The organism is Rhizobium arsenicireducens (genome assembly GCF_964021225.1).
Window position 1 is genome coordinate 1,448,142 of record NZ_CAXHYK020000001.1, and the last position, 20,926, is coordinate 1,469,067.

The 20,926-nt window shown below is 63.1% G+C and carries 22 protein-coding genes; 4 read left to right on the forward strand and 18 right to left on the reverse strand.

Annotated elements, in window-relative coordinates; genetic code table 11:
- Position 1: 1 nt before the first annotated feature.
- The 3 genes from ACWPVA_RS06845 to ccoN are packed head-to-tail and all read right to left on the reverse strand — an operon-like array spanning position 2 to position 2,539.
- The gene (locus ACWPVA_RS06845) at positions 2-154 is read right to left on the reverse strand and encodes a cbb3-type cytochrome c oxidase subunit 3 (protein ID WP_454286971.1); all 153 of its coding nucleotides are present in this window, start codon (positions 152-154) and stop codon (positions 2-4) included.
- Positions 155-164: 10 nt separating this feature from the next.
- Positions 165-896, reverse strand: coding sequence for a cytochrome-c oxidase, cbb3-type subunit II (gene ccoO, locus ACWPVA_RS06850; protein ID WP_454286972.1), 732 nt, complete (start codon positions 894-896; stop codon positions 165-167).
- 14 nt (positions 897-910) lie between these two features.
- Complete coding sequence (gene ccoN, locus ACWPVA_RS06855) at positions 911-2,539, reverse strand: cytochrome-c oxidase, cbb3-type subunit I (protein ID WP_454286973.1); 1,629 nt, start codon at positions 2,537-2,539, stop codon at positions 911-913.
- A 284-nt stretch (positions 2,540-2,823) separates the two neighbouring features.
- On the opposite strand from ccoN, the gene ACWPVA_RS06860 reads away from it, so the two are divergent.
- Positions 2,824-3,348 (forward strand): hemerythrin domain-containing protein, encoded by a 525-nt coding sequence (locus tag ACWPVA_RS06860; RefSeq protein ID WP_454286974.1) that lies wholly within the window; start codon positions 2,824-2,826, stop codon positions 3,346-3,348.
- Positions 3,349-3,413: 65 nt separating this feature from the next.
- Here the strand turns inward: ACWPVA_RS06860 and ACWPVA_RS06865 are convergent, their stop codons facing one another.
- The 8 genes from ACWPVA_RS06865 to hemN form a co-directional block, all read right to left on the reverse strand.
- Positions 3,414-4,223, reverse strand: coding sequence for a PAS domain-containing protein (locus tag ACWPVA_RS06865; protein ID WP_454289545.1), 810 nt, complete (start codon positions 4,221-4,223; stop codon positions 3,414-3,416).
- Positions 4,224-4,424: 201 nt separating this feature from the next.
- Positions 4,425-5,354, reverse strand: coding sequence for a lipid A biosynthesis lauroyl acyltransferase (locus tag ACWPVA_RS06870; protein ID WP_454286975.1), 930 nt, complete (start codon positions 5,352-5,354; stop codon positions 4,425-4,427).
- 2 nt (positions 5,355-5,356) lie between these two features.
- Positions 5,357-6,385, reverse strand: coding sequence for a zinc-binding dehydrogenase (locus ACWPVA_RS06875; protein WP_454286976.1), 1,029 nt, complete (start codon positions 6,383-6,385; stop codon positions 5,357-5,359).
- Positions 6,386-6,548: 163 nt separating this feature from the next.
- Entirely contained in the window at positions 6,549-7,835 is a 1,287-nt protein-coding gene (locus tag ACWPVA_RS06880; RefSeq protein ID WP_454286977.1) for a beta-ketoacyl-ACP synthase, read from the reverse strand.
- Positions 7,836-7,847: 12 nt separating this feature from the next.
- On the reverse strand, positions 7,848-9,053 hold the full coding sequence (locus ACWPVA_RS06885; RefSeq protein ID WP_454286978.1) for a beta-ketoacyl-ACP synthase: 1,206 nt from the start codon (positions 9,051-9,053) through the stop codon (positions 7,848-7,850).
- A gap of 108 nt (positions 9,054-9,161) precedes the next feature.
- A complete protein-coding gene (locus ACWPVA_RS06890; RefSeq protein WP_454286979.1) occupies positions 9,162-9,635 on the reverse strand; it encodes a 3-hydroxyacyl-ACP dehydratase FabZ family protein in 474 nt (157 codons plus the stop codon).
- Between the two features lie 24 nt (positions 9,636-9,659).
- Positions 9,660-9,938 carry an acyl carrier protein gene (locus tag ACWPVA_RS06895; RefSeq protein ID WP_003502893.1) on the reverse strand — a complete coding sequence of 93 codons (279 nt, stop codon included), beginning with the start codon at positions 9,936-9,938 and terminating at the stop codon, positions 9,660-9,662.
- A 105-nt stretch (positions 9,939-10,043) separates the two neighbouring features.
- Positions 10,044-11,393, reverse strand: coding sequence for an oxygen-independent coproporphyrinogen III oxidase (gene hemN, locus ACWPVA_RS06900; protein WP_454286980.1), 1,350 nt, complete (start codon positions 11,391-11,393; stop codon positions 10,044-10,046).
- Between the two features lie 201 nt (positions 11,394-11,594).
- Here hemN and ACWPVA_RS06905 point away from each other — a divergent pair, with 201 nt between their 5' ends.
- On the forward strand, positions 11,595-12,326 hold the full coding sequence (locus ACWPVA_RS06905) for a Crp/Fnr family transcriptional regulator (RefSeq protein WP_454286981.1): 732 nt from the start codon (positions 11,595-11,597) through the stop codon (positions 12,324-12,326).
- A 29-nt stretch (positions 12,327-12,355) separates the two neighbouring features.
- On the opposite strand, the gene ACWPVA_RS06910 is transcribed toward ACWPVA_RS06905, so the two are convergent.
- The 5 genes from ACWPVA_RS06910 to cobA form a co-directional block, all read right to left on the reverse strand.
- Entirely contained in the window at positions 12,356-12,784 is a 429-nt protein-coding gene (locus ACWPVA_RS06910) for a L,D-transpeptidase (RefSeq protein ID WP_454286982.1), read from the reverse strand.
- Between the two features lie 127 nt (positions 12,785-12,911).
- Positions 12,912-13,895 carry an adenosylcobinamide-phosphate synthase CbiB gene (cbiB, locus tag ACWPVA_RS06915; protein ID WP_454286983.1) on the reverse strand — a complete coding sequence of 328 codons (984 nt, stop codon included), beginning with the start codon at positions 13,893-13,895 and terminating at the stop codon, positions 12,912-12,914.
- Positions 13,892-14,896 carry a threonine-phosphate decarboxylase CobD gene (gene cobD, locus ACWPVA_RS06920; protein WP_454286984.1) on the reverse strand — a complete coding sequence of 335 codons (1,005 nt, stop codon included), beginning with the start codon at positions 14,894-14,896 and terminating at the stop codon, positions 13,892-13,894. Before cobD ends, cbiB begins: the two co-directional genes overlap by 4 nt.
- Positions 14,893-16,200 (reverse strand): cobyrinate a,c-diamide synthase, encoded by a 1,308-nt coding sequence (locus ACWPVA_RS06925; protein ID WP_454286985.1) that lies wholly within the window; start codon positions 16,198-16,200, stop codon positions 14,893-14,895. The genes cobD and ACWPVA_RS06925 overlap by 4 nt, the downstream gene beginning before the upstream one ends.
- Positions 16,197-17,039: a uroporphyrinogen-III C-methyltransferase gene (gene cobA, locus ACWPVA_RS06930; RefSeq protein WP_454289546.1), complete on the reverse strand. Its 843-nt coding sequence runs from the start codon at positions 17,037-17,039 to the stop codon at positions 16,197-16,199. The genes ACWPVA_RS06925 and cobA overlap by 4 nt, the downstream gene beginning before the upstream one ends.
- A gap of 92 nt (positions 17,040-17,131) precedes the next feature.
- On the opposite strand from cobA, the gene ACWPVA_RS06935 reads away from it, so the two are divergent.
- Both ACWPVA_RS06935 and ACWPVA_RS06940 read left to right on the forward strand, forming a co-directional pair.
- Positions 17,132-18,262 (forward strand): cobalt-precorrin-5B (C(1))-methyltransferase, encoded by a 1,131-nt coding sequence (locus ACWPVA_RS06935; RefSeq protein ID WP_454289547.1) that lies wholly within the window; start codon positions 17,132-17,134, stop codon positions 18,260-18,262.
- Positions 18,252-18,935: a cobalt-precorrin-6A reductase gene (locus ACWPVA_RS06940; RefSeq protein WP_454286986.1), complete on the forward strand. Its 684-nt coding sequence runs from the start codon at positions 18,252-18,254 to the stop codon at positions 18,933-18,935. The genes ACWPVA_RS06935 and ACWPVA_RS06940 overlap by 11 nt, the downstream gene beginning before the upstream one ends.
- Here ACWPVA_RS06940 and ACWPVA_RS06945 read toward each other — a convergent pair whose 3' ends face one another.
- The gene (locus ACWPVA_RS06945) at positions 18,936-19,901 is read right to left on the reverse strand and encodes a nucleoside hydrolase (RefSeq protein WP_454286987.1); all 966 of its coding nucleotides are present in this window, start codon (positions 19,899-19,901) and stop codon (positions 18,936-18,938) included. It abuts the gene before it with no gap.
- Between the two features lie 101 nt (positions 19,902-20,002).
- On the reverse strand, positions 20,003-20,788 hold the full coding sequence (gene cobM / locus ACWPVA_RS06950; protein ID WP_454286988.1) for a precorrin-4 C(11)-methyltransferase: 786 nt from the start codon (positions 20,786-20,788) through the stop codon (positions 20,003-20,005).
- Positions 20,789-20,926 lie beyond the last annotated feature (138 nt).

Genomic DNA, 20,926 nt, shown 5'->3' on the forward strand with positions numbered 1-20,926 from the left:
CTTAGTCCTCCTTGAGGGGGATGCTTGCCGCGTCATCGGCGGATTTCTTGCCACCGGGCCGGAAGGTGAAGACAACCACGCCGACGAAGAACAGGGCCATTGCCAACAGGCCCCAACTATCCGCGAAGTGGCGCATGGCCGTATAAGTTTCCATGGGTTCCTCCTCAGCGATAGCCGGTGGCGTCGTCGTAGGTGGTGAAATCGACAAGCGTGCCGAGCATCTGCAGATAGGCCACGAGTGCGTCCATCTCCGTCAGTGCGGCCGGATTGCCATCGAAATCGCCCACCTTGGCCTTCGGATAGCGAGCCAGCAGATCGGTCGTATCCGCGTTCGGATCGGCCTGGGCGACAAGATCCGCTTCGGCGTTCTCCAACATTTCGTCGCTATAGGGCACGCCGACACTGCGATTTGCCTTCAGCTCCATCGTGACATTGGAAATCTTCAACGGCGTCGTCTTAAGGAACGCATAGCTCGGCATGATCGATTCCGGCACGACATCGCGCGGCTCGGTCAGGTGCTGGACGTGCCACTCGTTGGAATAACGGTCGCCGACCCGGGCCAGGTCAGGCCCGGTACGCTTCGAACCCCACTGGAACGGATGGTCGTACATCGATTCCGCAGCCAGAGAGTAGTGACCGTAGCGTTCCACTTCGTCGCGGAACGGACGAATCATCTGGCTGTGACAGACATAGCAGCCTTCGCGGATGTAGATGTTGCGACCGGCCAGCTCGAGCGGCGAGTAGGGCCGCATGCCCTCTACCTTTTCGATGGTGTTCTCAAGGTAGAAGAGCGGTGCGATTTCCACGATGCCGCCGATGGAGACGACCAGCAGAGACCCAAGGAAGAGAAGGCTGGAGTTCTTCTCGATGATTTTGTGTTTATCAAGAATAGACATGGATAGCCTTCCTCTCATTCAGCCGGCTGGGCGGCGGCGGGGGCAACGGAGCCGGGGATCGGAGCTTCCTGACGCTCGTAACCGAGGATCGTCATGAGCACGTTGTAAGCCATGATGATGCCCCCAACGAGGTACATGGCACCGCCGACTGCACGCAGCACGTAGTACGGATACATCGCTGCGACCGACTCGGCGAACGAATAGACCAGGAAGCCTTGGCTGTCGTATTCGCGCCACATCAGACCCTGCTGGATGCCGGCAACCCACAGAACGGCGGCGTAGACGACGATGCCGAGGGTGGCGAGCCAGAAGTGCCAGTTGACCAGGCGCATGGAGTACAGACGGTTACGGTTCCACAGTTTTGGCGTCAGATAGTAGATGGCGCCAAAGGTAATCATGCCAACCCAGCCGAGTGCGCCGGAGTGAACGTGACCAATGGTCCAGTCGGTGTAGTGACTGAGCGAGTTCACGGCCTTGATCGACATCATCGGACCTTCGAAGGTCGACATGCCGTAGAAGGCAATGGCGATGACCATCATGCGGATGATCGGATCGGTACGGATCTTGTCCCAGGCGCCCGAGAGCGTCATCAGGCCGTTGATCATGCCGCCCCAGGAGGGCATCCACAGCATGATGGAGAAGACCATGCCGAGCGTCTGAGCCCAGTCCGGCAGAGCCGTATAGTGCAGGTGGTGCGGGCCGGCCCAGATGTACATGAAGATCAGAGCCCAGAAGTGGATGATCGACAGACGGTAGGAATAGACCGGACGGTTGGCCTGTTTCGGCACGAAGTAATACATCATTCCGAGGAAGCCGGCGGTCAAGAAGAAGCCGACGGCGTTATGGCCATACCACCACTGCGTCAGCGCATCCTGGACGCCGGAGAAGGCCGAGTAGCTCTTGGAGCCGAGGAAGGATACCGGAACAGCCAGGTTGTTGACGATATGGAGCATGGCGATGGTGATGATGAACGCCAGGTAGAACCAGTTGGCCACATAAATATGCAACTCCCTGCGGGTCATGATCGTGCCCATGAAGGCGATCAAATAAGCGACCCAGACGATCGTCAACCAGATGTCGACATACCATTCCGGTTCCGCATATTCGCGGCTCTGGGTGATGCCGAGCAAATAGCCCGTGGCGGCCATGACGATGAAAAGGTTATATCCCCAGAATACGAACCAACCAAGCGAACCGCCGAACAGGCGCTGGCGCGAGGTACGCTGAACAACGTAGAACGAGGTGGCGATCAGGGCGTTGCCGCCAAAGGCGAAGATGACGGCGGAGGTGTGCAGCGGACGCATGCGGCCGAAATTGAACCACGGCTCGATGTTGAGATCCGGATAGGCCAGCTGCAACGCCACGACGACGCCAACAAGGAAGCCGACCACACCCCAGAAAACAGTGGCGATCACGCCGTATTTGACCACTTCGTCAAAATACTCGGACTTGATCTGCGCGGCTGTCTTGACGTTGACCGGCGCGAACTTCATGCGGCGAAGCATGATGATCGTACCGGCGGTCAGCACGAAGAACGCAACCCACATATGGGTCGCGAACAGGCTGTCGTGGGCAAAGGCGACCCCGAGCAGCGCGGCGAAGGCGAGGACCGCCATCACCATAGTTTCTAACGTGTAATTCATTGTTGGTATCCCCCAACGCTTGCTGATCATTCACGAACGGAAACCCCACTGGGGATTCCCTCCGCCTCACGTGCAGAGTTCGCATTCCACGCCACAATCCACCTTGATCCAAATCAATGCAAGCAGGGACTGGAATGAGGAACTATGCATTTAAGCTCTCCACCTCTGTGATTTGCAGCCTCAAGACCATGTGTCATCACAGCGCATCCTGTGGAGGGAGACTATTTCTGGGCCGGAGCCTCCTTGAGTCTCGGTCCCGCGAGGTAAACTCGGGAGAAGAGGCAATGCAGGCGAAAAAGATGCGCAATGACCCAGAAGCAACGGCGGATGAGTTCACTGCCAACCACGGTGCGGAACCGTGCCAGCGCTCAATCGCTTGGCTGCGCCGGGCACACGAGGAACAGTTGGCGCTTTGCAGCGAGCTGGAGGAAATCGCCGATTCGCTGCCTGCCCACATCAATCGGCAAAAATGCATCTACGCGGCAAAATCTCTGGGTCCTCTCATCAAGGGTGTGCACCACTACGAGGAGAGGATACTGTTTCCCTGGCTCGAAAGCGCCAGCAAGGACCTCGCACATCTGCGCGAGACGCTGGACCGGCTCAAGTTCGAGCATTGTGAAGACGAGTGCTTCGCCGAGGAACTGACCGACACGCTGTTGAAGCTTGGTTCGGGGAGTGAGGTGAACATGGAGGCCGTCGGCTACATGTTGCGCGGCTTTTTCGAGGGCATGCGGCGGCACATCGCCTTCGAGCGCGAACATCTGCTGTTGCGCCTGCCGGAGGATGCCGGGTCTAACAGCCAGAATTGACCAATGTATCTCGTGCGCGACAATTTTCCCTGCGGCAAGGCGGAGGCGCGCCGCTGGCCGTTGTCTCAGGCTGCGATGCCCCCCGCCTGACGCCGCTCACCCACCAGCGTGATGATGGCGCCGATGACGTCGCCGCGCGGCGTGCGCAAGGGCGCGGCCCGACCTTGCAGTGCAACGACCACGCCGGCGCCCTGCCACCAATAAGAAACTTCCGATCGTTCACCGGAGAGACACCAACCCAGTTGGCGACGTATTTCCTGGGCGGCCTTGGCATCGTCAATGAAATCAAACAGATTGCGGCCGACCAGTTCGAGCTGCGTCACCCCCAACAGTTCCGCATGCGCCCGATTCGCATAGAGATAACGGTAGTCGTGGGTGACCACTGCGACACGATCCGGCATGCTGTCCAGAATTGATTCATTGAGGTATGTGTCCTCACCGTCAATCCGAGCTTCAAAGACGGCCGCCGGTGGGAGGCCTGGTGCCCGGCCGATCTGATCCCCTCTGTCGCCAAAATATCGATCCAGAAGAATGGACAGCACGGCCGCGTGCCGCTGAACGCAGGATCGATCATCAGCATCCTCGCGGATCAAATTGCCGACGAAGCGCAATTGCATATGCACCTCGGCATCGTCTTTGGCGTGATAGTCGACAACCGCGGCAATCAAGGGATCGAGTTCGCGGTCGAGCAACCGGACAAGACGATCGTCACCGACCCGGATCGCCTGCTGTAGCTGAGAATTCTTCAGCGAAACCGCCTCGAACAGCGGCAACAGGTTGGGTTGGGAGGAGAGGTCTGATTTCACTTTGACAACTGCCCTGTGGAACGCGAAGGAGAAATCATCGAATTGCCGAAACACAGCCAATGCGCGCATCGATGCCAAATACCCATGCCCGCTGTTAACATGAATGATTCTCACATTCAATCGCCCAACTTTTGGGTATCAAAGTCACCATCCCGCAACAATCCTCAAAATGCTGGGGAATTTCCGTGCGATCGGCTCTTTGTGGAGAATGTCAGGCTCAGCGCGGGCCTGATGCCGGCCAAGCACCGGCGGGAGTCACCACAACCATGACTAAAGCTTACGCTTGATATTCCAGCGGTCATGATACCAGAGCCATTGCTCCGGATACTCACGAACCCAGGATTCGACCTTATTGTTGAGGAGTTGTGCCGTGGCGGTGACATCGAGCTGTCCGGCTGCATTGCGCGGAAGCTCGACCTTCGGCTCGATCTCGAGGCGGAAGCGATTGCCGGGGAGACGGATGCAGCGCGCGGGGTAGACATCACAGTCGAATTGCCGCGCCAACTTCGCGAGTAGCGGATTGGTCTTGACATCGCGGCCGAAGAACTTGGTAGACACGCCCTTCTTGAACTTCTGGTCGACCAGAACACCTACGCCGCCGCCCTTTTCCAGCTGGCGCGCCAGTGCGAAGGACGAACCGGCGTGCGACGGCACGAGTTTGCCCATACGCTTGGCGCGGAACTCGAAGATCTTCTCGCCAATGTAGGGATTGTTCGGCGGGCGAAAGAGCACGGTCACATAAAGCCCGAAGGCGGCGCCGGCTACCGGCAGGATCTCGAAATTGCCCGTATGGGCGGAGAAGATAATGAACGGGCGCGGATTGTCGCGCAGATCAAGGAAGAGCGGGATCCCGGCGACCTCGATGCGGCCTTCACCCGTCTTTTCCGGATCGAAATCGAACAGGCGGTCGAGGAAAACATATTCCGCCAGCAGCCGGCCCATATGGCCCCAGCTGCCAATCGCGATCGCCTCGATCTCGACCTCGCTCTTCTGCGGGAAGGCGTTGCGAAGGTTGGTCAGCATGAGCGTGTGGCGCTTGGTCCTGGGCCCTACAAAGCGCATCAGCCTGTCGGCGAAATTAACCGCCGGATCAGCCGGGAGGACCTTCAGCAGCGTGAGGAAACCAAAGGCAAACTGCGCGACCGCCCACTGCGAGAAGTTGCGGAACTTCAGGACAAGACGGGTAATGAAAAGCTTCACGCTCAATCCAACCTGAGGATAATCTTGCCGAACACCTGGCGACCTTCCATGCGCGACAGCGCGCGGTCTATGTCCTCAAACCTCACCTCGGTGTCGATCACCGGATGGACGATGCCGCACGCCATCTTCTGCATGGCATTCGCCATGTTCTCCATGCGGCAGCCAAAGGAGCCGAAAAGCTTCAGCTGTTGCTGGAAGAGCATCATCAGGTTCATGTCGGTCGACACGCCCGAGGTCGAGCCGCAGGTAACGAGGCGACCGCCGCGCTTCAAGCAAAGCATGGAACCAGCCCAGGTGTCCTTGCCGACATGCTCGAACACGACGTCGACGCCCTTCTTCTTGGTCAGCTTGCGCACGACGCCCTCGAAACGGTCGGTGCGGTAGTTGATGACGTGATCGGCGCCAAGCGCCTTGGCGGGCTCGATCTTGTCGTCGGAGCCGACGGTGGTGATGACGGTGCAACCCATCTTCTTGGCGAGCTGGATCGCCGCCGTACCGATGCCGGAACCGCCGGCATGGACGAGGATGGTTTCGCCCGGCTCGAGCTTTGCATTGTCGAACAGCATGTGCTCGACCGTGCCGAAGGTCACCGGAGCAAGGGCGGCAGCAACCGCATCGACGCCGGGTGGCGCCGGTACGAGCAGGCGGGCCGGCAGGTTGATCTTTTCCTGGGCGAAGCCGTCGAGGTGGAAGCCGTGCACGCCCGAGACGTTTTCGCACAGGTTGTCGCGGCCCTCACGACAGGGCTTGCACAGGCCGCAGGTGCGCGCGCCGTAAACCGCGGCGAGCTGGCCCGGCAGGATATTGCCGACACCGGGGCCGATCGCCTCGACCACACCTGAGGCTTCCGCGCCGATGACGAGCGGCATCTTGCGCTTGGCGAACGCCATGCCGCGCCAGCCCCAAACGTCAATGTGGTTGAGCGCCACGGCCTTGACCCTGAGCGTCACCTCGCCCGGACCTGGCGCTTCCGGCTCGGGAAGATCGACGATTTCGAGCTTGCGGTCTTCGACGAGTTGCAGTGCGCGCATAGTTCCTGTTCCTTCCAGGTCCACCAGGCTGGCGAGGACGTCATCCACGTCCATCGTGATACTCGGGCCTGTCCCGAGCATCTGCTGACCTTCGCTATTTCACCGAGGCTTGTAGATCCTCGGCACGGGGCCGAGGATGACGTCCCTCATATGGGCGGAGCCCTTAGACCGGTTCAAGCGTCATGACAAGGCTGGCGTTTTGCCCGCCGAAGCCGAACGAGCTCGACAGAACGGCCGAGACATCGGCCGAACGCTTCACGTTCGGCACGACGTCGAGTTCCATCGCAGGATCCGGATTGGTGTAGTTGATGGTCGGCGGCAGGGTGCCCGTCAGCATGGTCTGGATCGAGAACACGGCCTCGACTGCGCCGGCCGCCGTCAGCGTGTGGCCGATCATCGACTTGTTGGACGACACCGGAATGCTCTTCAGCCTGTCGCCGAAAACCGCGAGCATGGCGCCATATTCCATCTTGTCGTTTTCCGGCGTCGAGGTGCCATGAGCGTTGATATAGCCGATCGCGCCGTCCGACAGACCGGCATCCTCGAGCGCCGCATGAATGGTGGCGATTGCCGGGCCACCGTCCGGGGACGAGCGGGTGCGGTGGAAATGGTCGGCCTTTTCGCCGCAGCCCTGCACGATGCCGAGCACGCTTGCCCCGCGGGCGATGGCGGATTCCAGCGATTCCAGCACCAGAGTGGCCGCCCCTTCGGCGATAACGAAACCGTCGCGATCCTTGCTGAACGGCTTGGAGGCCTTTTCCGGCGGATCGTTCTGGGTCGAAAGCGCCGACAGAAGCGAGAAGCGGATGACCAATTCGGCGCTGACGGAACCGTCGGTGGCAATCGTGAGCGCCCGGTCGGTGCGGCCCTGGCGGATCGCTTCGACGCCGAGCTGGATGGCCGTGGCGCCGGACGCGCAGGCGGTCGACAGCGTCACCGGCAGGCCGCGCGTGCCGAAGCGATCGGCGAGCCGCTCCGAGATCGAGCCGAACTGCACGGCCTCGAGGAAGACCGGATCGGCCTTCTGTCGCATCGCGGTCAGGAAGCGCTCATAGGCATCGCCGGGATGGCTGGCCGGCGGCGAGCGCTCGGCAAGGGCGAAGCGGTCGGCCCATTCCGGTTCGACCGGCGGTGCGGCCAGGAAGAGCGGGCCGTTGAAGTCGCCGGAGAGACCGGCCTGGGCCAGCGCCTCGATCGTCGTCTCGCGCGCCATGGCATAGGAGCGTTCGACCGAATTCGGTGCGGGGATGTCGATGAAGTCGACGGTGCCGCCGATGCGGGTCGACATGCCCTCGGTGTCGAAGCGGTTGATGTAGTGGATGCCGGACTTGCCCGACGTCAGCGCGTCCCAGTTTTCGGAAAGCCCCTGGCCGAGCGAGGTGATCACGCCCATGCCGGTGACGGCGACGATCGGGCGGCCGAGATGGTCCTTGAAACGGTTGTCTGTCATGCTCTCAACTCCTCACGCATCGGCCGAGACGAGGGCGATGCCCTCGCCGCGCGTATAGCCGACCGTGGTCACGACGGCGTGGCGGGCGGGTGCGGTCATGGCGGCTTCATGCGCCGGATCGAAGGGCGGCACCTTGGCGCCGGAATCAATGGCGAGTGCCGCGAGCGCCAGACCGAGCGGGAACTGGGCTTCCAGCCCGTGCCCGGTTTCACCGCCGTAGCCACGGACCGGCGTGCCGGGGAAATTCTCGGCCAGCACGGCCTGTTCTCTCTTCGCTAAGTCATGCAGGCCGCTCGAACCGGAGAACACCACCGTGTCTGCGGCAGTGGCATCGGCCGCGAGCTTCGTCAGGCGACCAAGACGCCTTTCCAGACCGCCGTCGTCCCGCTGGCCGCGATCGCCTTCGACTGCTTCCAGAACTGCATAAATGTGTGCGCCTCGCGCTTCGGCATGCGCCCGGCTTTCCAGCATGAGGAAGGCGCCGACCGTGCCGAGAATCATACCGCCGCCCTCGCCCGCCTGCCGCGACCACAAAGGCTGCCATTCGCCGGTGGAATGAGCCTGAATGCCTTCGACCAATAGCAGGATGTCGGCACGCTCGGCGATGAAGGCGCCGCCGACCAGGGTGTGGGTCGATTGGCCAGCCCGGATGCGGGAAAAGGCCGTCTCGATCGCGGAAATCCCGGCCAATTCCTCACCCATGAATGTGCGCGACGAGCCGGTCACCTTGTGGACGATGGAGATGTTGCCAGCCATGAGGTTGGAGAGCTGGGCGAGGAACAGCGTCGGGCGCAGTTCCGTGGTAAGCTTCTCGATCAGCAGCCGCTCGCGATCATTGCGCTTCAGCGCCTCGTCGACGATCAGGCTGTCGACCGCGATGTCGCGCTCGCCGCCACCAGCCGCCACAATCAGATCCATCGATCCGCAGGCTTCCAGGTCGTCCTTCATGCCAGCGTCGTCAAGTGCAAGACCCGCGGCATAGACGCCGAGGCGCTGCCAATTCTCCATCTGGCGCTGGTCGCCGCGCTTGGCGATCTGCTGCGACCAGTCAATCTCCGGCAGGCGGTGGACCGGATAGGGCTTGAACTTTTCCGTCTCGAGCACCGGAGGCGTTGCCACGGCGGAAGACAGGAGCGCGACATGCGCCTCCTTGCCGGTGCCATGGCAGGTGACGATGCCAACTCCGGTGATCACCACATCGTTCGGCTTCTTGATCATTTGCTGTCCTCTCGCCGGCGACACGGCCGGCGCATCGAGCCCTCGGCTTTTCGGGCTCGCATCCATCAGAATAAAACTGTCAGAGCCGGGCGCTCCGATGCCGCACTCTTAGCGGGCGGCGGCGATGGCGTCCATCAGGCCGATTTCCTCGGCGCGCTTGCGCACGATGTCGGCCAGCGGCACTTCGCTGAAAGGCATGGTGCGGAGCTTCAGCTGCGCATCGCAGATCTTCTTGCCGGCGCTTGAAATCTTCGCCTTGGTCACGGCGAAACCGGAGCCGTCGTGTTCGAGATGGGCTTCGATCTCGAGGACTGCGCCGGGCTCGACGAAGGCGCGCATCTTGGCGCCATCGACCGACATCAGGAACGGCATCGCCGTGAAATCCTTGGCGGCCAGCACCAGCATGCCGGAGGCCTGGGCCATGGTCTCGATCAGGAGAACGCCGGGAACGAGCGGCATGCCGGGAAAATGGCCTTCGAAAACCGGGCTCTTCTCAGGCACGACGGATCGGGCCTTCAACGTGCCGCGGTCGAGGTCAACGGCCTCGACCTTGTCGATCATCTGGAAATATTCGAGCAGCATGAAGACCTTCGCCCTGCCGGCGGCTCAGCCCTTGGCTGCCCGCAGTTCATCGATCTTGGCACACAGGTTCTTCAGGACGAAGTATTCCTCGGTCGAAACCTTGCCCTCGTTGACTTCCTGCGTCCACTGCTCGAGGGGGATCTTGATGCCGAATTCCTTGTCGATCGCAAAGACGATGTCGAGGAAGTCGAGGCTGTCAATTCCGAGATCGTCGATCGTATGGCTTTCCGGAGTGATCGTCTCGCGGTCGATTTCGCTGGTCTCAGCAATAATGTCGGCAACTTTGTCGAATGTAGCGGTCACGCCAATTACCTCATATGTCGAAAATCTTTGTCCCACATAGGGAAAACGATTCTAAAAGCCAATGGGAAGTTTGACCACCGGTGGAAATTGGAGCCGAGGTGTTGCTTAAACAGCAATCGAATGGCGGCCCTTGCCCGTTGCGAGATAGCTATCGAAAACCGCAGCGACACTGCGGGCAAAGGGCTTGCCGGCTTCGGTCAGACGAAACTCGTCCGCGACAATCTCGCAAATGCCGTCCTGATTCGAAGCGGCGTATTGTCGAGCCTCTGCAATCAGCGCCTCACCAATGGCGGGGTAGAGCGTGCGGACGGAGGCAAAGGAGAAGGCGAAGCGGCACATGATCTGCTCGATGACATGGGCCCGCATCCGATCGTCTTCGGACATCTCGATGCCCCGCACCACGGTCAGGCCGTCCGCATCCGCCATGCGCTGGTACTCGCCGGTCGCCGGCATGTTCTGAACATAGCCCTGTGGCAACTGTCCGATCGAGGAGGCGCCGAAGCCGATCAGGGCATCCGCCGCGTCATCCGTATAACCCTGGAAATTGCGGCGCAGCCTGCCGTTGCGAGCGGCCACCGCCAGCCGGTCGTCGGGCCTCGCAAAGTGGTCGATGCCGATCGGCTCGTAGCCTGCGGCGACCAGCATCTCGGCGGCGCGGGTCATCTGGGCAAAGCGCATCTCGATGTCGGGCAGCGCCTCTTCCGGAATCATCGTCTGATGCTTCTTCATCCACGGCACGTGGGCATAGCCGAAAAGCGCGATCCGATCCGGCGACAGCGAAACGATGTCGTTGACGGTGGCTTCCAGCGTTCGCATTGTCTGGTAGGGCAGCCCATAGAGAATGTCGCAGTTGACCGAATGGACGCCCCTCGCCCGCACGGCATCGACGACGGATTTGGTCTGCTCGAAGGTCTGGATGCGGTTGATGGTCTTCTGCACCTTGGGATCGAAGTCCTGCACACCCAAACTCGCCCGCGTCATGCCGATTGCCGCCAGCGCATCATAGCGCGGCTCGTCGAGATCGTTCGGGTCCATCTCGACGCTGATCTCGGCATCGTCGCGGAAATCGAAGGCCGCGCGGAAGGTCTTCATCAGGTCGATCAGGTCCCCGGGCTTGAGCATTGTCGGCGAACCGCCGCCGAAATGCAGCGCACTCACCTTGGCATCGCGGCTGACCAGGCTGCCGACCTTGGCGATCTCCTTCTTGAGCGAGGCGAGATAGCTCTCGATCGGTTCGTATTTCAGCGTGTGCTTCGTGTGGCAGGCGCAGAACCAACACAGACGGTCGCAGTAGGGAATGTGAACATACAGCGACAGGTCGTGCCCCGAGCCGAGTTCACCGAGCCACTGCGCATATTTGCCGCAGTGCACACCCTCATGAAAATGCGGCGCCGTCGGATAGCTGGTGTAACGTGGGACGGAGCCGGAATACTTGGCCAGCAGGGGATTTTGCATGATTTGCGCCGCTTTTCGAAAAGTCATCTTGTCCTTCTTGGTATCGCCGCAGATCGCGTGCGCCTTTGACTTCGATCAATTTACTGATAGATTTGTCAGGCTGTTCCTATGCAAGCGGCAGGGGTATCGCTCTTAAGTTTCGGGACGAGAGAAGTCCGGGCTTGACCTAAGGTCAGTTTGGCGCCAGACGGGATCAAGATCATGGACGCGCACAAGAAACAAACCGGCGAATGCGAAGCTCCGGCAGTCTGCAAAGCCTGCGAGGCACGCCACGGTGGCATTTGCGCCGCATTAAGCGCTTCCCAACTCGTCGAACTCAACAAACACTCCACGCGCCGCAAGGTCGAGGCGGGCAATGAGGTCATTGGACAGGGCGAAAGTGTAGGCAGCTACAGCAATATCCTGAACGGCGTCGTCAAGCTGTCGAAGATGATGGCGGACGGTCGCCAACAGATCGTCGGCCTGCAGTTCGCTCCCGACTTCCTCGGCCGACCTTTCCTAAGCGAAAGCTCGGTAACCGCGGAAGCGGCGACCGAAACGGAAATCTGCTGCTTCCCGCGCCCGATCGTCGAACGGATGGTGGGTGAAGCGCGTGAGCTGGAGCGCAAGCTGCATTCGCAGTCGCTGAAGGAACTCGACGAGGCGCGCGACTGGATGCTGACACTCGGCCGCAAGACGGCGCAGGAGAAGGTGGCGAGCTTTCTCTACCTGATCGCCACCCATATCGATCCGGAAAAGAGCGGGGGCAACTCCACGACCTTCGACCTGCCTCTCTCGCGCGCCGACATAGCCGACTTCCTTGGGCTTACGATCGAGACCGTCAGCCGGCAAATGACCAAGCTGCGCAAGGAGAACATCATCGTCATCGAGAACAATCGACATGTGATCGTTCCGGACAAGCGCCGCCTGCGTTATGCGGCGGGGAACGACTGACCCGCCGAGCCTTCGGCGCACTGCTCAGCTCAACGCGTGACGATGATCTTCGTGTTCTTCAGCCCGTTGTTCAACGCCATAGAGAAAAACCGGGCCGCATTATCGGGATGCAGACGCACGCAGCCGTGCGAAGCCGGCCGGCCGAGGCGCTTGAGATCGTAGGTGGCGTGAATGGCATAGCCGCCATGGAAGAAGATCGCATAAGGCATCGGCGCGTTGTCGTACTTGCGCGAGCGATGGTTCTTCGAGGCCCATTTGGCGCTGTAGTTGCCAAGCGGCGTGACATAGCCCTTGCGGGCAGTCGAGACCTTCCAGCGATGCTTGACAATACCGTTCTGCGAGACGGTCATGGTCTGGCTGGAAATGCTTATACTTGCGACAAGGTTGCTCGCTGCAGCTGCCATCGGCTGAATTAGCAGGCACAATGCGGCCGAAATGGCCAGAAGCAATCTACGCATAATCTTCCCCCAGTCTTGGTCTTCGCCCATCGGACGGCTGCTTACAGGGCACTATAGTCCGATTTCGAGTAAATGTGATTAAGCGGCAAGGATAAGATTGGCTTAAGGGGAACGTCTGCGGCTCTCTCTAGACGAACAGGGCCACAGCAACAAGAACGGCCGGCAGCACTGTCAGGGCCGTGCAACTTGCGTAGAACAGATCGACACCCGTTTCTATGTCCCGGACGGTGGCGACCGGTCTGCCGGCACCGTTGATCATCGGCTCGCTGACGCGCTCGCCGCCGTAGATGCGTGGGCCGGTCAGCTGGATGTCGAGCGCGCCGGCCATCGCCGCTTCGGGCCAGCCGGAATTGGGCGAGCGGTGCAGGCCGGAGTCGCGCAGGGTCACCGACAGGGATCGGCGCGCCGCCGCGGCGCCCCGCAGCGCAAAGGTCGCGGCGGCGATCAGCAGGCTGGAAAGGCGCGCGGCCGGCCAGTTGGCGAGATCATCGAGGCGGGCCGAGGCCCAGCCGAAATCGCGGTACTTGTCGCTCTTGTGGCCGATCATCGAATCGGCGGTGTTCAGCATCTTGTAGGCAAGGATGCCGGGAAGACCGGCGAGCGCATACCAGAAGGCCGGCGCCACGACGCCATCGGCAAAATTCTCCGCCAGGCTCTCGATCGCCGCCCGGCAGACCCCCGGCTCGTCGAGCGCCTGCGGATCGCGACCGACGATCAGCGCGACCGCACGCCTGCCACCCTCCAGCCCGTCTGTCCGCAGGCCCAAAGCCACAGCCGCGACATGGTCGCCAAGGCTCTTCTGGGCGAGGAACACGGCGACGACCAGGAGTTCGAGGGCAAAGCCGAAGACACCGAGCGCCCGGAACAGGCCGGACAGCAGAAGGCCGACGGCGCCGGACAGGGCCAGCAGCAGGACGATCGCCATCACGCCATTGCGGCGGCGCGTCGCGGGTGCCAGCGTCTCGCGGTTGAGCTGCCGGTCGAAGAAGGCAATGCCATGGCCGAACAGCACGACCGGATGCGGCAGGCGCGCCCAGAGCGCCGGCGGATCGCCGACGATGCGGTCGAGAACAAGTGCGCCAAAAAGAGCAGCGAGGATCCAGACCGTCATCGTTCCCTCCACGTGGCAAGTGCAGCGGCAAGGCGCTCGTCCGACGCCGTGTCGGGCGCCAGCCCGAAGCGCAGCCAGGTCGGGGCGTAGTCGAACTTGCGGGTGAGGATATGCGCCCGGCACAAATGGGTATGCAGTTCGGCCGCGCAGGGATCGGTCACGAGGGCGAAGAGCGACGTTCCGCCTTCGACATTCAAGCCGGCACGGTCGAGCACCTGACCAAGCCCCGCCCGGCGCTCGGCGATGATGCGGCGGAGCGGCTGCGGAGCGGCAGACAGGAGATCGGCGGCCACCGAAAGTGCCGGGCCGGACACTGCCCAGGGGCCTAGCCAATCGGAAAAACGCTGGAGGATGTCGTCGGTTGCGATCACGAAGCCGAGCCGCAGGCCGGCGAGACCGAAGAACTTGCCGAAGGAGCGGAAGACGATGAGGTTCGGTCGCGTCGCGACCGCGCCGGCGAGGCTCGTCTCCGGCGTGCAGTCGCCGAAGGCTTCGTCGACGACGAGAAAGCCGCCCTGCCCGGCCAGCCGGTCGGCCAGAGACAGAAGGTCTCCAGGCGCATGCAACCTGCCGGTCGGGTTGTTGGGGTTGACTACAACGACCAGCCCCGACGACGGATCGACATCGTCGAGCGTCGCCACGGCATCGACCGCAAAGCCATTGGCCGAGAGGACGCGGCCGTATTCGCCATAGGTCGGCGACAGGATGGCGGCGGGCTTTTCGCGGGCGGCGAGCCTGGGCAGCAACTGGATCACCGATTGCGTGCCGGGAACGGGAAGCGGCAAGATATCGCCGGAGCCATAGAAGGCCCGGGCAGCGCGGCGCGTTTCGTTCAGCAGGTCCTGGTCCGGCAGACGATGCCAGATGCGGACCGGGATATCCGGGAGTCCGGGCGGGCATGGATTGAGGCCAGTCGAGAGATCGAGCCAGTCCCCGGGCTGTCCGCCATAAAGCGCTGCGGCCGCACCGATGCCGCCGCCATGGACGATCCTGCCGCTCATGCAGCACCTTCTCGGATGTCGATCAGGTGCATGAAGGAGCCGGCGACGTTACCGCGCCGGAGGCCCACGTCTCCGAGCGACGTGCCGAGCGCGTCTTCGGCGGAAAACAGCCGGTCAGCGGCGCCTTCAGAAACGATCGACGCATAGTGGAACTCGTGCGCTGTCATCGGCGTGGAGAAGAAGGTTGCGTCCACCGGCGCGATACGGCGATAGCCGAGATGGCGCTTGCGGGTGGCATAGCTGGTGACCAGCGGCAGCAGGCCCAGCATCGGGTGAACAGCGCCGTCGGCATCGATGAGCGCGTCGCCCAGCACCATGTAGCCGCCGCACTCGCCAAAGATTCTCGCGCCGCGCATGTGGGCTTCCAGCATGCCTGTGCGGAAGGTCGCGGCAGCGGCCAGCGTTCCGGCATGCAGTTCGGGGTATCCGCCCGGCAGGTAGACCGCGTCGGCGTCCGGCGCCGGCACCTCGTCGGCGAGCGGCGAGAAGAATGCGATTTCCGCCCCCGCCTCCTGCCAGCCGCGCAGGATATGGGCATAGGAAAAGGCAAAAGCGATGTCGCGGGCGACGGCGATCTTCTGGCCGAGCGGCGGCAGCGGCGTTGCGGCGGACGAAGGTGCCGCGCGGGGTAGTGCTTTGGCCGCACCCAGCAGCGCGTCGAGATCGCAGCCATGCTCGATGACGACGGCGGCGCGCTCGATGAAGGCCTCGAGTTGACCATGCTCCCCCGCCTGAACGAGGCCGAGATGGCGCTCGGGCAGATGCAGGCTGGGATCGTTGCACACCACGCCCAGGACCGGCATGGCGATGCCGGCCAGCGCCTGGCGCAGCATGGTCTCGTGGCGGTCGCTGCCGACCCGGTTGAGGATGACGCCCACCACGCGGCTGTCGGTCCGGAATTTGGCAAAGCCGCTGACCAGGGCCGCAACCGAATGGGACGCCTTGGCGCAATCGACCACCAGCACGACGGGCAAGCCGAGGAGCGCTGCAAGATCGGCCGCCGAACCGGTGCCGTCCGCCGCGCCGTCGAACAGGCCCATCATTGCCTCGACCACCAGCAGCCTGCCCTGCGCCGCATGGCCGGCGGCATTGGTCCGCAGCAAATCGTCGCGCATGGCCCAGGGATCGAAGTTGAGGCAGGTCTCGCCGCTTGCCGCTGCATGGAAGGCGGGGTCGATATAGTCCGGGCCCGCCTTGCCGGGCGCGATCGGAACGCCACGCTTCTTCAGCGCCCGCAAGAGGCCGAGGGTCACCGTCGTCTTGCCGGAACCGGAGGACGGCGCTGCGATCAGCAGGCCGTTCATGCGCTGTCCTTCTTGGCGTCGGAGGCGAAAGGATCGGGGAGCAGCTTGCGGCCGGACAGTGCGCCCAGCCAATCGAGCGAGGGCCGAAGCCTTACCACCTCGCCGACGACGACGATCGCCGGCGGCTCCAGCCCGGAGGCGAGCACGTCGGCCTCCGCTCGGCCAAGCGTGGTTTCCAGCACCCGCTGCGAAGCGGTCGCGGCATCGCAGACGAAGGCGACCGGCTCGTCGGGCGAGCGTCCGGCGGCGATCAGATGGGCGCTGATCGTGGCGATGTGCTTCATCGCCATATACATGACGATGACCGGCGAACCGCGGCCGATGGCGTCCCAGTCGATCCGGTCGGGCACGACGCCGGAGCTGTCATGCCCGGTCAGGAAGGTGACGGCGTGATTGATCTCGCGATGGGTGACCGGGATGCCGGCATAGGCAAGCCCGCCGATCCCCGCGGTAATGCCGGGCACGATGCGGAAGGGAACGCCGTGGTCGATCAGGGTCAGCGCTTCTTCGCCGCCGCGTCCGAAGACGAAGGGGTCGCCGCCCTTGAGGCGCAAAACCCTGTGGCCGGCCTTGGCGAGTTCGACGAGGCGCAGCGAAATGTCGCGCTGCTTGGCCGACGGCTTGCCGCCGCGCTTGCCCGCATATTCGAGAAGCGCGCCCGGCCGGGCGAGCTTCAGGCATTCGTCGTTGACCAGCGCATCGTGCACGATCACGTCCGCCTCGCCCAGCGCCTTGGCGGCGAGCAGGGTCAGCAGGCCGGGATCGCCCGGGCCCGCGCCCGCCAGCCAGACATGGCCGGGCATGATCGTCGCAAGCTTGGAAAATGGATCGAAACTCATGGACATGCTCTAGGCTCCGCATGGCGAAATTGCAATCGCGAAGGCCGCTGACGGTGCTTCCGGATGGCCTCGCGCTCGCCTATAACGGGACCATGAGCCAACCCGACAAAACCGCCGCGCCCGCGGCCGACGAAGGCCGCATTGCCAAGCCCGAAGGCCCGCTTAGGACCGGCTGGACGACCGGCGCCTGCGCGACGGCCGCCACCAAGGCGGCGCTGACGGCGCTGATCACCGGCGAGTTCCCGGATCCCGTGACGATCCGCCTGCCGCGCGGCGAGGAACCGGCCTTCGCGCTTGCGCTCGAGGCCCTTGGCGACGGCTATGCGATGGCCGGCATCGTCAAGGATGCCGGCGATGATCCGGATGTGACGCATGGGGCAACCGTAGTCGCCTCGGTCCGTCCGATGCCGCCCGGAAGCGGTATCCGCTTTGCCGCCGGCGACGGCGTCGGCACCGTGACCCGGCCCGGCCTGCCGATCGGCGTCGGCGAGCCGGCGATCAATCCCGTGCCGCGCGCGATGATGACGGCCGAGGTCGAGGCGCTCTGCACGCAGCACGGCCTGCCGGCCGATGTCGAGATCACGGTGTCGATCCCCGGCGGGGACAAGATCGCCGAAAAGACATGGAACCCGCGGCTCGGCATCGTCGGCGGGCTCTCGGTGCTCGGCACCACCGGCGTCGTCCATCCCTTTTCCTGCGCCGCCTGGATCCATTCGATCCATCGCGGCATCGACGTCGCCCGCGCCGAGGGCATGCAGCACGTGCTGGGCGCCACCGGCTCGACGTCGGAGAAGGCCGCGCTAGTCTTCCACAACCTGCCGGACGGCGCGCTGCTCGACATGGGCGACTTTGCTGGCGGCCTGCTCAAATATCTGCGGGTGCATCCGGTGCCGCGGCTGACCATTGCCGGCGGATTCGCCAAGATGGCCAAGCTGGCGCAAGGCGCGCTCGACCTGCATTCCTCCCGCAGCCAGGTGGACAATGAAGCACTCCTGTCGCTGATCGACGGGGCTGTGCTCACCGGGCCTGTTCGGGAGCGAATGCTTCACGCGAACACTGCTTTAGAAGTACTTGAATTAGCAAATGAAAATGAAATAGACATCGCCTCCGCGGTTGCCCGCGCCGCCCGCGCGACTGCGGTCGAAACCTTGCGCGGCGCGCCGGTCGAGGTCGACGTGATCGTCACGGATCGTAAGGGGAAGATCATTGCCCGTGCCGCCTGACGCCAATCCGAAGGTGCTGATCCTCGGCGGCACCGCCGAAGCGGCAGCCCTTGCGGAACAACTCGTGGCGCGCGGCGACGTCGCCGTGGTCACCTCGCTTGCGGGTCGCACGACCAGCCCCGTCCTGCCGCCCGGCGAGGTGCGCATCGGCGGGTTCGGCGGCGCTGAGGGTCTGGCCGCCTTTATCCGCGAGAATGGTATCACCCGGATCATCGACGCCACCCACCCCTTTGCCCGGCGCATCTCGGAAAACGCCATCCAGGCGGCGGCCGAGACGGGGATCGCGCTCGAGCATCTGGTTCGCCCCGGCTGGGAGCGCCAACGTGGCGACCGCTGGCAGGAGGTTTCGTCGCTCGAGGAGGCGGCGCAGGCGCTGCCGGCCGGTGCGACCGTGTTCCTGGCGCTCGGCCGGCAATATCTCGATGCCTTCGTCGCCCGGAGCGACTGCCGCTTCGTCATCCGCATGGTCGACGCGCCGGCCGAACCGCTGCCGTTCGCCGACCATGTGCTGATGCTCGGCAAGCCGTCCGCCGATACGGTGCGTGAGGCCGAGCTCTTTGCCGCCCACGGCATCACCCATCTCGTCTGCCGCAATTCGGGAGGTGCCGCGGGCTACGGCAAGATCGTCGCGGCGCGGGAGATGGGGTTGCCGGTCGTCATCATCGGCCGCTGATCAGTCTTCCTTGACCGAAACGATCGTGTCGTGGATCAGCGTCAGCACGCCTTTGGCGTCGATGCCGGTGCAGATCTTCTGGCTCGGCAGGTGATCCCAGACACTGGGGCCGAAGCCCATATAGTCCGGCTTCTGGATGGTCTGTCCGTCGGCGATGCCGCCGCAGACCACGCGGACCGAACCGGACCGCGTCTTGAACAGGTGCGGTGCCACGACATAGGCGCAGGCGCAGCTGTCATGCACGACCATGCCGTCCGGCACGCGGCTCTCGTAGAACTTGATGTAGAACTGCGACAGGTCGAACAGAAGGCGGGCGCGGCTGGTGCCGGCCGCATCGCGGATGTCGGCGAGCTGCTGGCGGGTCATCACGGTCTGCGTCGTGACGTCGAGGCCGACGATCACCACCGGCCAGTTGGCGGTGAAGACCATGTCGGCGGCTTCCGGATCGCCGTGGATATTGGCTTCGGCCGCCGGCGTGACATTGCCGTTGACGTCGAAGGCACCGCCCATGATGACGACTTCCTTGACCAGTTCGACGATGCCCGGATCTTCCTTCAGCGCATTGGCGAGATTGGTCATGCGACCGACGGCGACCAGGGTCACCTCGCCCGGATTGGCGCGGATCGTCTCGACGATAAAACGATGGGCCGGGCGCGGGTCGAGCGGCAGGTCGATGACATCCGGCACGCCGATATTGCCGAGGCCGTCGTCGCCGTGGATGAATTTCGGCGGCTCGTGGCTGACCCGGTGCGGGATGAAGGTTTCGCCGGCACCACGAGCGACCGGAGAATCGATCTTCCACTCGCGCTTCAGAAACAGCGCGTTGCGCGTCGTCGTCTCGATCGTCGCATTGCCGAACACGGTGGTGATGCCGAGCAGATCAATGTCGCGGTGGTGGTGAAGGAAGAGCAGCGCCATGGCGTCGTCGACGCCGGGATCCGTATCGAAAATGACCTTGTGCTTCATGTTTTTCCTGGACTGTTTCGTTGCAGTTTCGAGGCTCGGATGGCTGCAGCTTACCCGCATCAATCCAAAGGGCAATGTCTGCGTTGCCCCTCGGGCTGACGCTACTTCGTCAGTATATTCTTGTTCTTCTTTCCCACATTGCGCAGCACGTGGGAGAACTCGGAATTGTAGAGATCGCTGTCGCGGAATTCGACATGGCCGAAGACCTTGCCGACCATGATGAGGGCCGTGCGGGTGATCTTCGCCTTGCGCACCTCCTCGGCCATGTCCTTCAGCGTGGTGCGGATCAGGAGTTCGTCCGGCCAGGTCGAGCGATAGGCGATGATCACCGGGCAGTCCTCGCCGTAATAGGGCGTCAGCGTATCGCGGATATGGGTGAGGTTGCGGATCGACAGGTGGATGGCGAGCGTCGCCCTCGACTTTCCAAGGATCTCCAGCGTCTCGAATTCCGGCATCGACGACGCCTTCATCTCGGTGCGCGTGACGATCACCGTCTGGGCGATCTCGGGAAGCGTCAGCTCCGTCTTCAGCCGCGCGGCGGTGGCGGCGAAAGCCGGCACGCCCGGCACGACGTCGTAGGGGATGTTCAGCGCGTCGAGCCTTCGCATCTGTTCGGCGATCGCGCCATAGATTGACGGGTCGCCGGAATGCACACGGGCGACATCTTCGCCGCGAGCATGGGCGGCTTCCATCTCTGCTACGATCGCGTCGAGATGCATCGGTGCGGTGTCCTTGACGATCGCACCTTCCGGCGCCGCCTGCACGATCTCTTCCGGCACCAGCGAGCCGGCATAGAGGCAGACCGGGCAACGCTCGATGAGCCTCAGGCCCCGCACGGTGATGAGATCCGGGGCGCCGGGGCCGGCGCCGATGAAATAGACGGTCATGCCGTTCTCCCTGTCAGATGAAAGACCCCTTCTGGCCTGCCGGCCGTCTCCCCCACAAGGAGGGAGAACCGCACAACTGCCGGCAACCTGCCAAGCGGCATGGTCGAAAATCCGGACAAGGCCAGCGAAGCTAGAATG

Bases quoted from the DNA above. Each gene is read 5' to 3' on its own strand.
- ACWPVA_RS06845 (WP_454286971.1), bottom strand. From the start codon at position 154: ATGGAAACTTATACGGCCATGCGCCACTTCGCGGATAGTTGGGGCCTG.
- ccoO (WP_454286972.1), bottom strand. From the start codon at position 896: ATGTCTATTCTTGATAAACACAAAATCATCGAGAAGAACTCCAGCCTT.
- ccoN (WP_454286973.1), bottom strand. From the start codon at position 2,539: ATGAATTACACGTTAGAAACTATGGTGATGGCGGTCCTCGCCTTCGCC.
- ACWPVA_RS06860 (WP_454286974.1), top strand. From the start codon at position 2,824: ATGCAGGCGAAAAAGATGCGCAATGACCCAGAAGCAACGGCGGATGAG.
- ACWPVA_RS06865 (WP_454289545.1), bottom strand. From the start codon at position 4,223: ATGCGCGCATTGGCTGTGTTTCGGCAATTCGATGATTTCTCCTTCGCG.
- ACWPVA_RS06875 (WP_454286976.1), bottom strand. From the start codon at position 6,385: ATGCGCGCACTGCAACTCGTCGAAGACCGCAAGCTCGAAATCGTCGAT.
- ACWPVA_RS06880 (WP_454286977.1), bottom strand. From the start codon at position 7,835: ATGACAGACAACCGTTTCAAGGACCATCTCGGCCGCCCGATCGTCGCC.
- ACWPVA_RS06885 (WP_454286978.1), bottom strand. From the start codon at position 9,053: ATGATCAAGAAGCCGAACGATGTGGTGATCACCGGAGTTGGCATCGTC.
- ACWPVA_RS06890 (WP_454286979.1), bottom strand. From the start codon at position 9,635: ATGCTGCTCGAATATTTCCAGATGATCGACAAGGTCGAGGCCGTTGAC.
- hemN (WP_454286980.1), bottom strand. From the start codon at position 11,393: ATGCAAAATCCCCTGCTGGCCAAGTATTCCGGCTCCGTCCCACGTTAC.
- ACWPVA_RS06905 (WP_454286981.1), top strand. From the start codon at position 11,595: ATGGACGCGCACAAGAAACAAACCGGCGAATGCGAAGCTCCGGCAGTC.
- ACWPVA_RS06910 (WP_454286982.1), bottom strand. From the start codon at position 12,784: ATGCGTAGATTGCTTCTGGCCATTTCGGCCGCATTGTGCCTGCTAATT.
- cbiB (WP_454286983.1), bottom strand. From the start codon at position 13,895: ATGACGGTCTGGATCCTCGCTGCTCTTTTTGGCGCACTTGTTCTCGAC.
- cobD (WP_454286984.1), bottom strand. From the start codon at position 14,896: ATGAGCGGCAGGATCGTCCATGGCGGCGGCATCGGTGCGGCCGCAGCG.
- ACWPVA_RS06925 (WP_454286985.1), bottom strand. From the start codon at position 16,200: ATGAACGGCCTGCTGATCGCAGCGCCGTCCTCCGGTTCCGGCAAGACG.
- cobA (WP_454289546.1), bottom strand. From the start codon at position 17,039: ATGAGTTTCGATCCATTTTCCAAGCTTGCGACGATCATGCCCGGCCAT.
- ACWPVA_RS06935 (WP_454289547.1), top strand. From the start codon at position 17,132: ATGAGCCAACCCGACAAAACCGCCGCGCCCGCGGCCGACGAAGGCCGC.
- ACWPVA_RS06945 (WP_454286987.1), bottom strand. From the start codon at position 19,901: ATGAAGCACAAGGTCATTTTCGATACGGATCCCGGCGTCGACGACGCC.
- cobM (WP_454286988.1), bottom strand. From the start codon at position 20,788: ATGACCGTCTATTTCATCGGCGCCGGCCCCGGCGCCCCGGATCTCATC.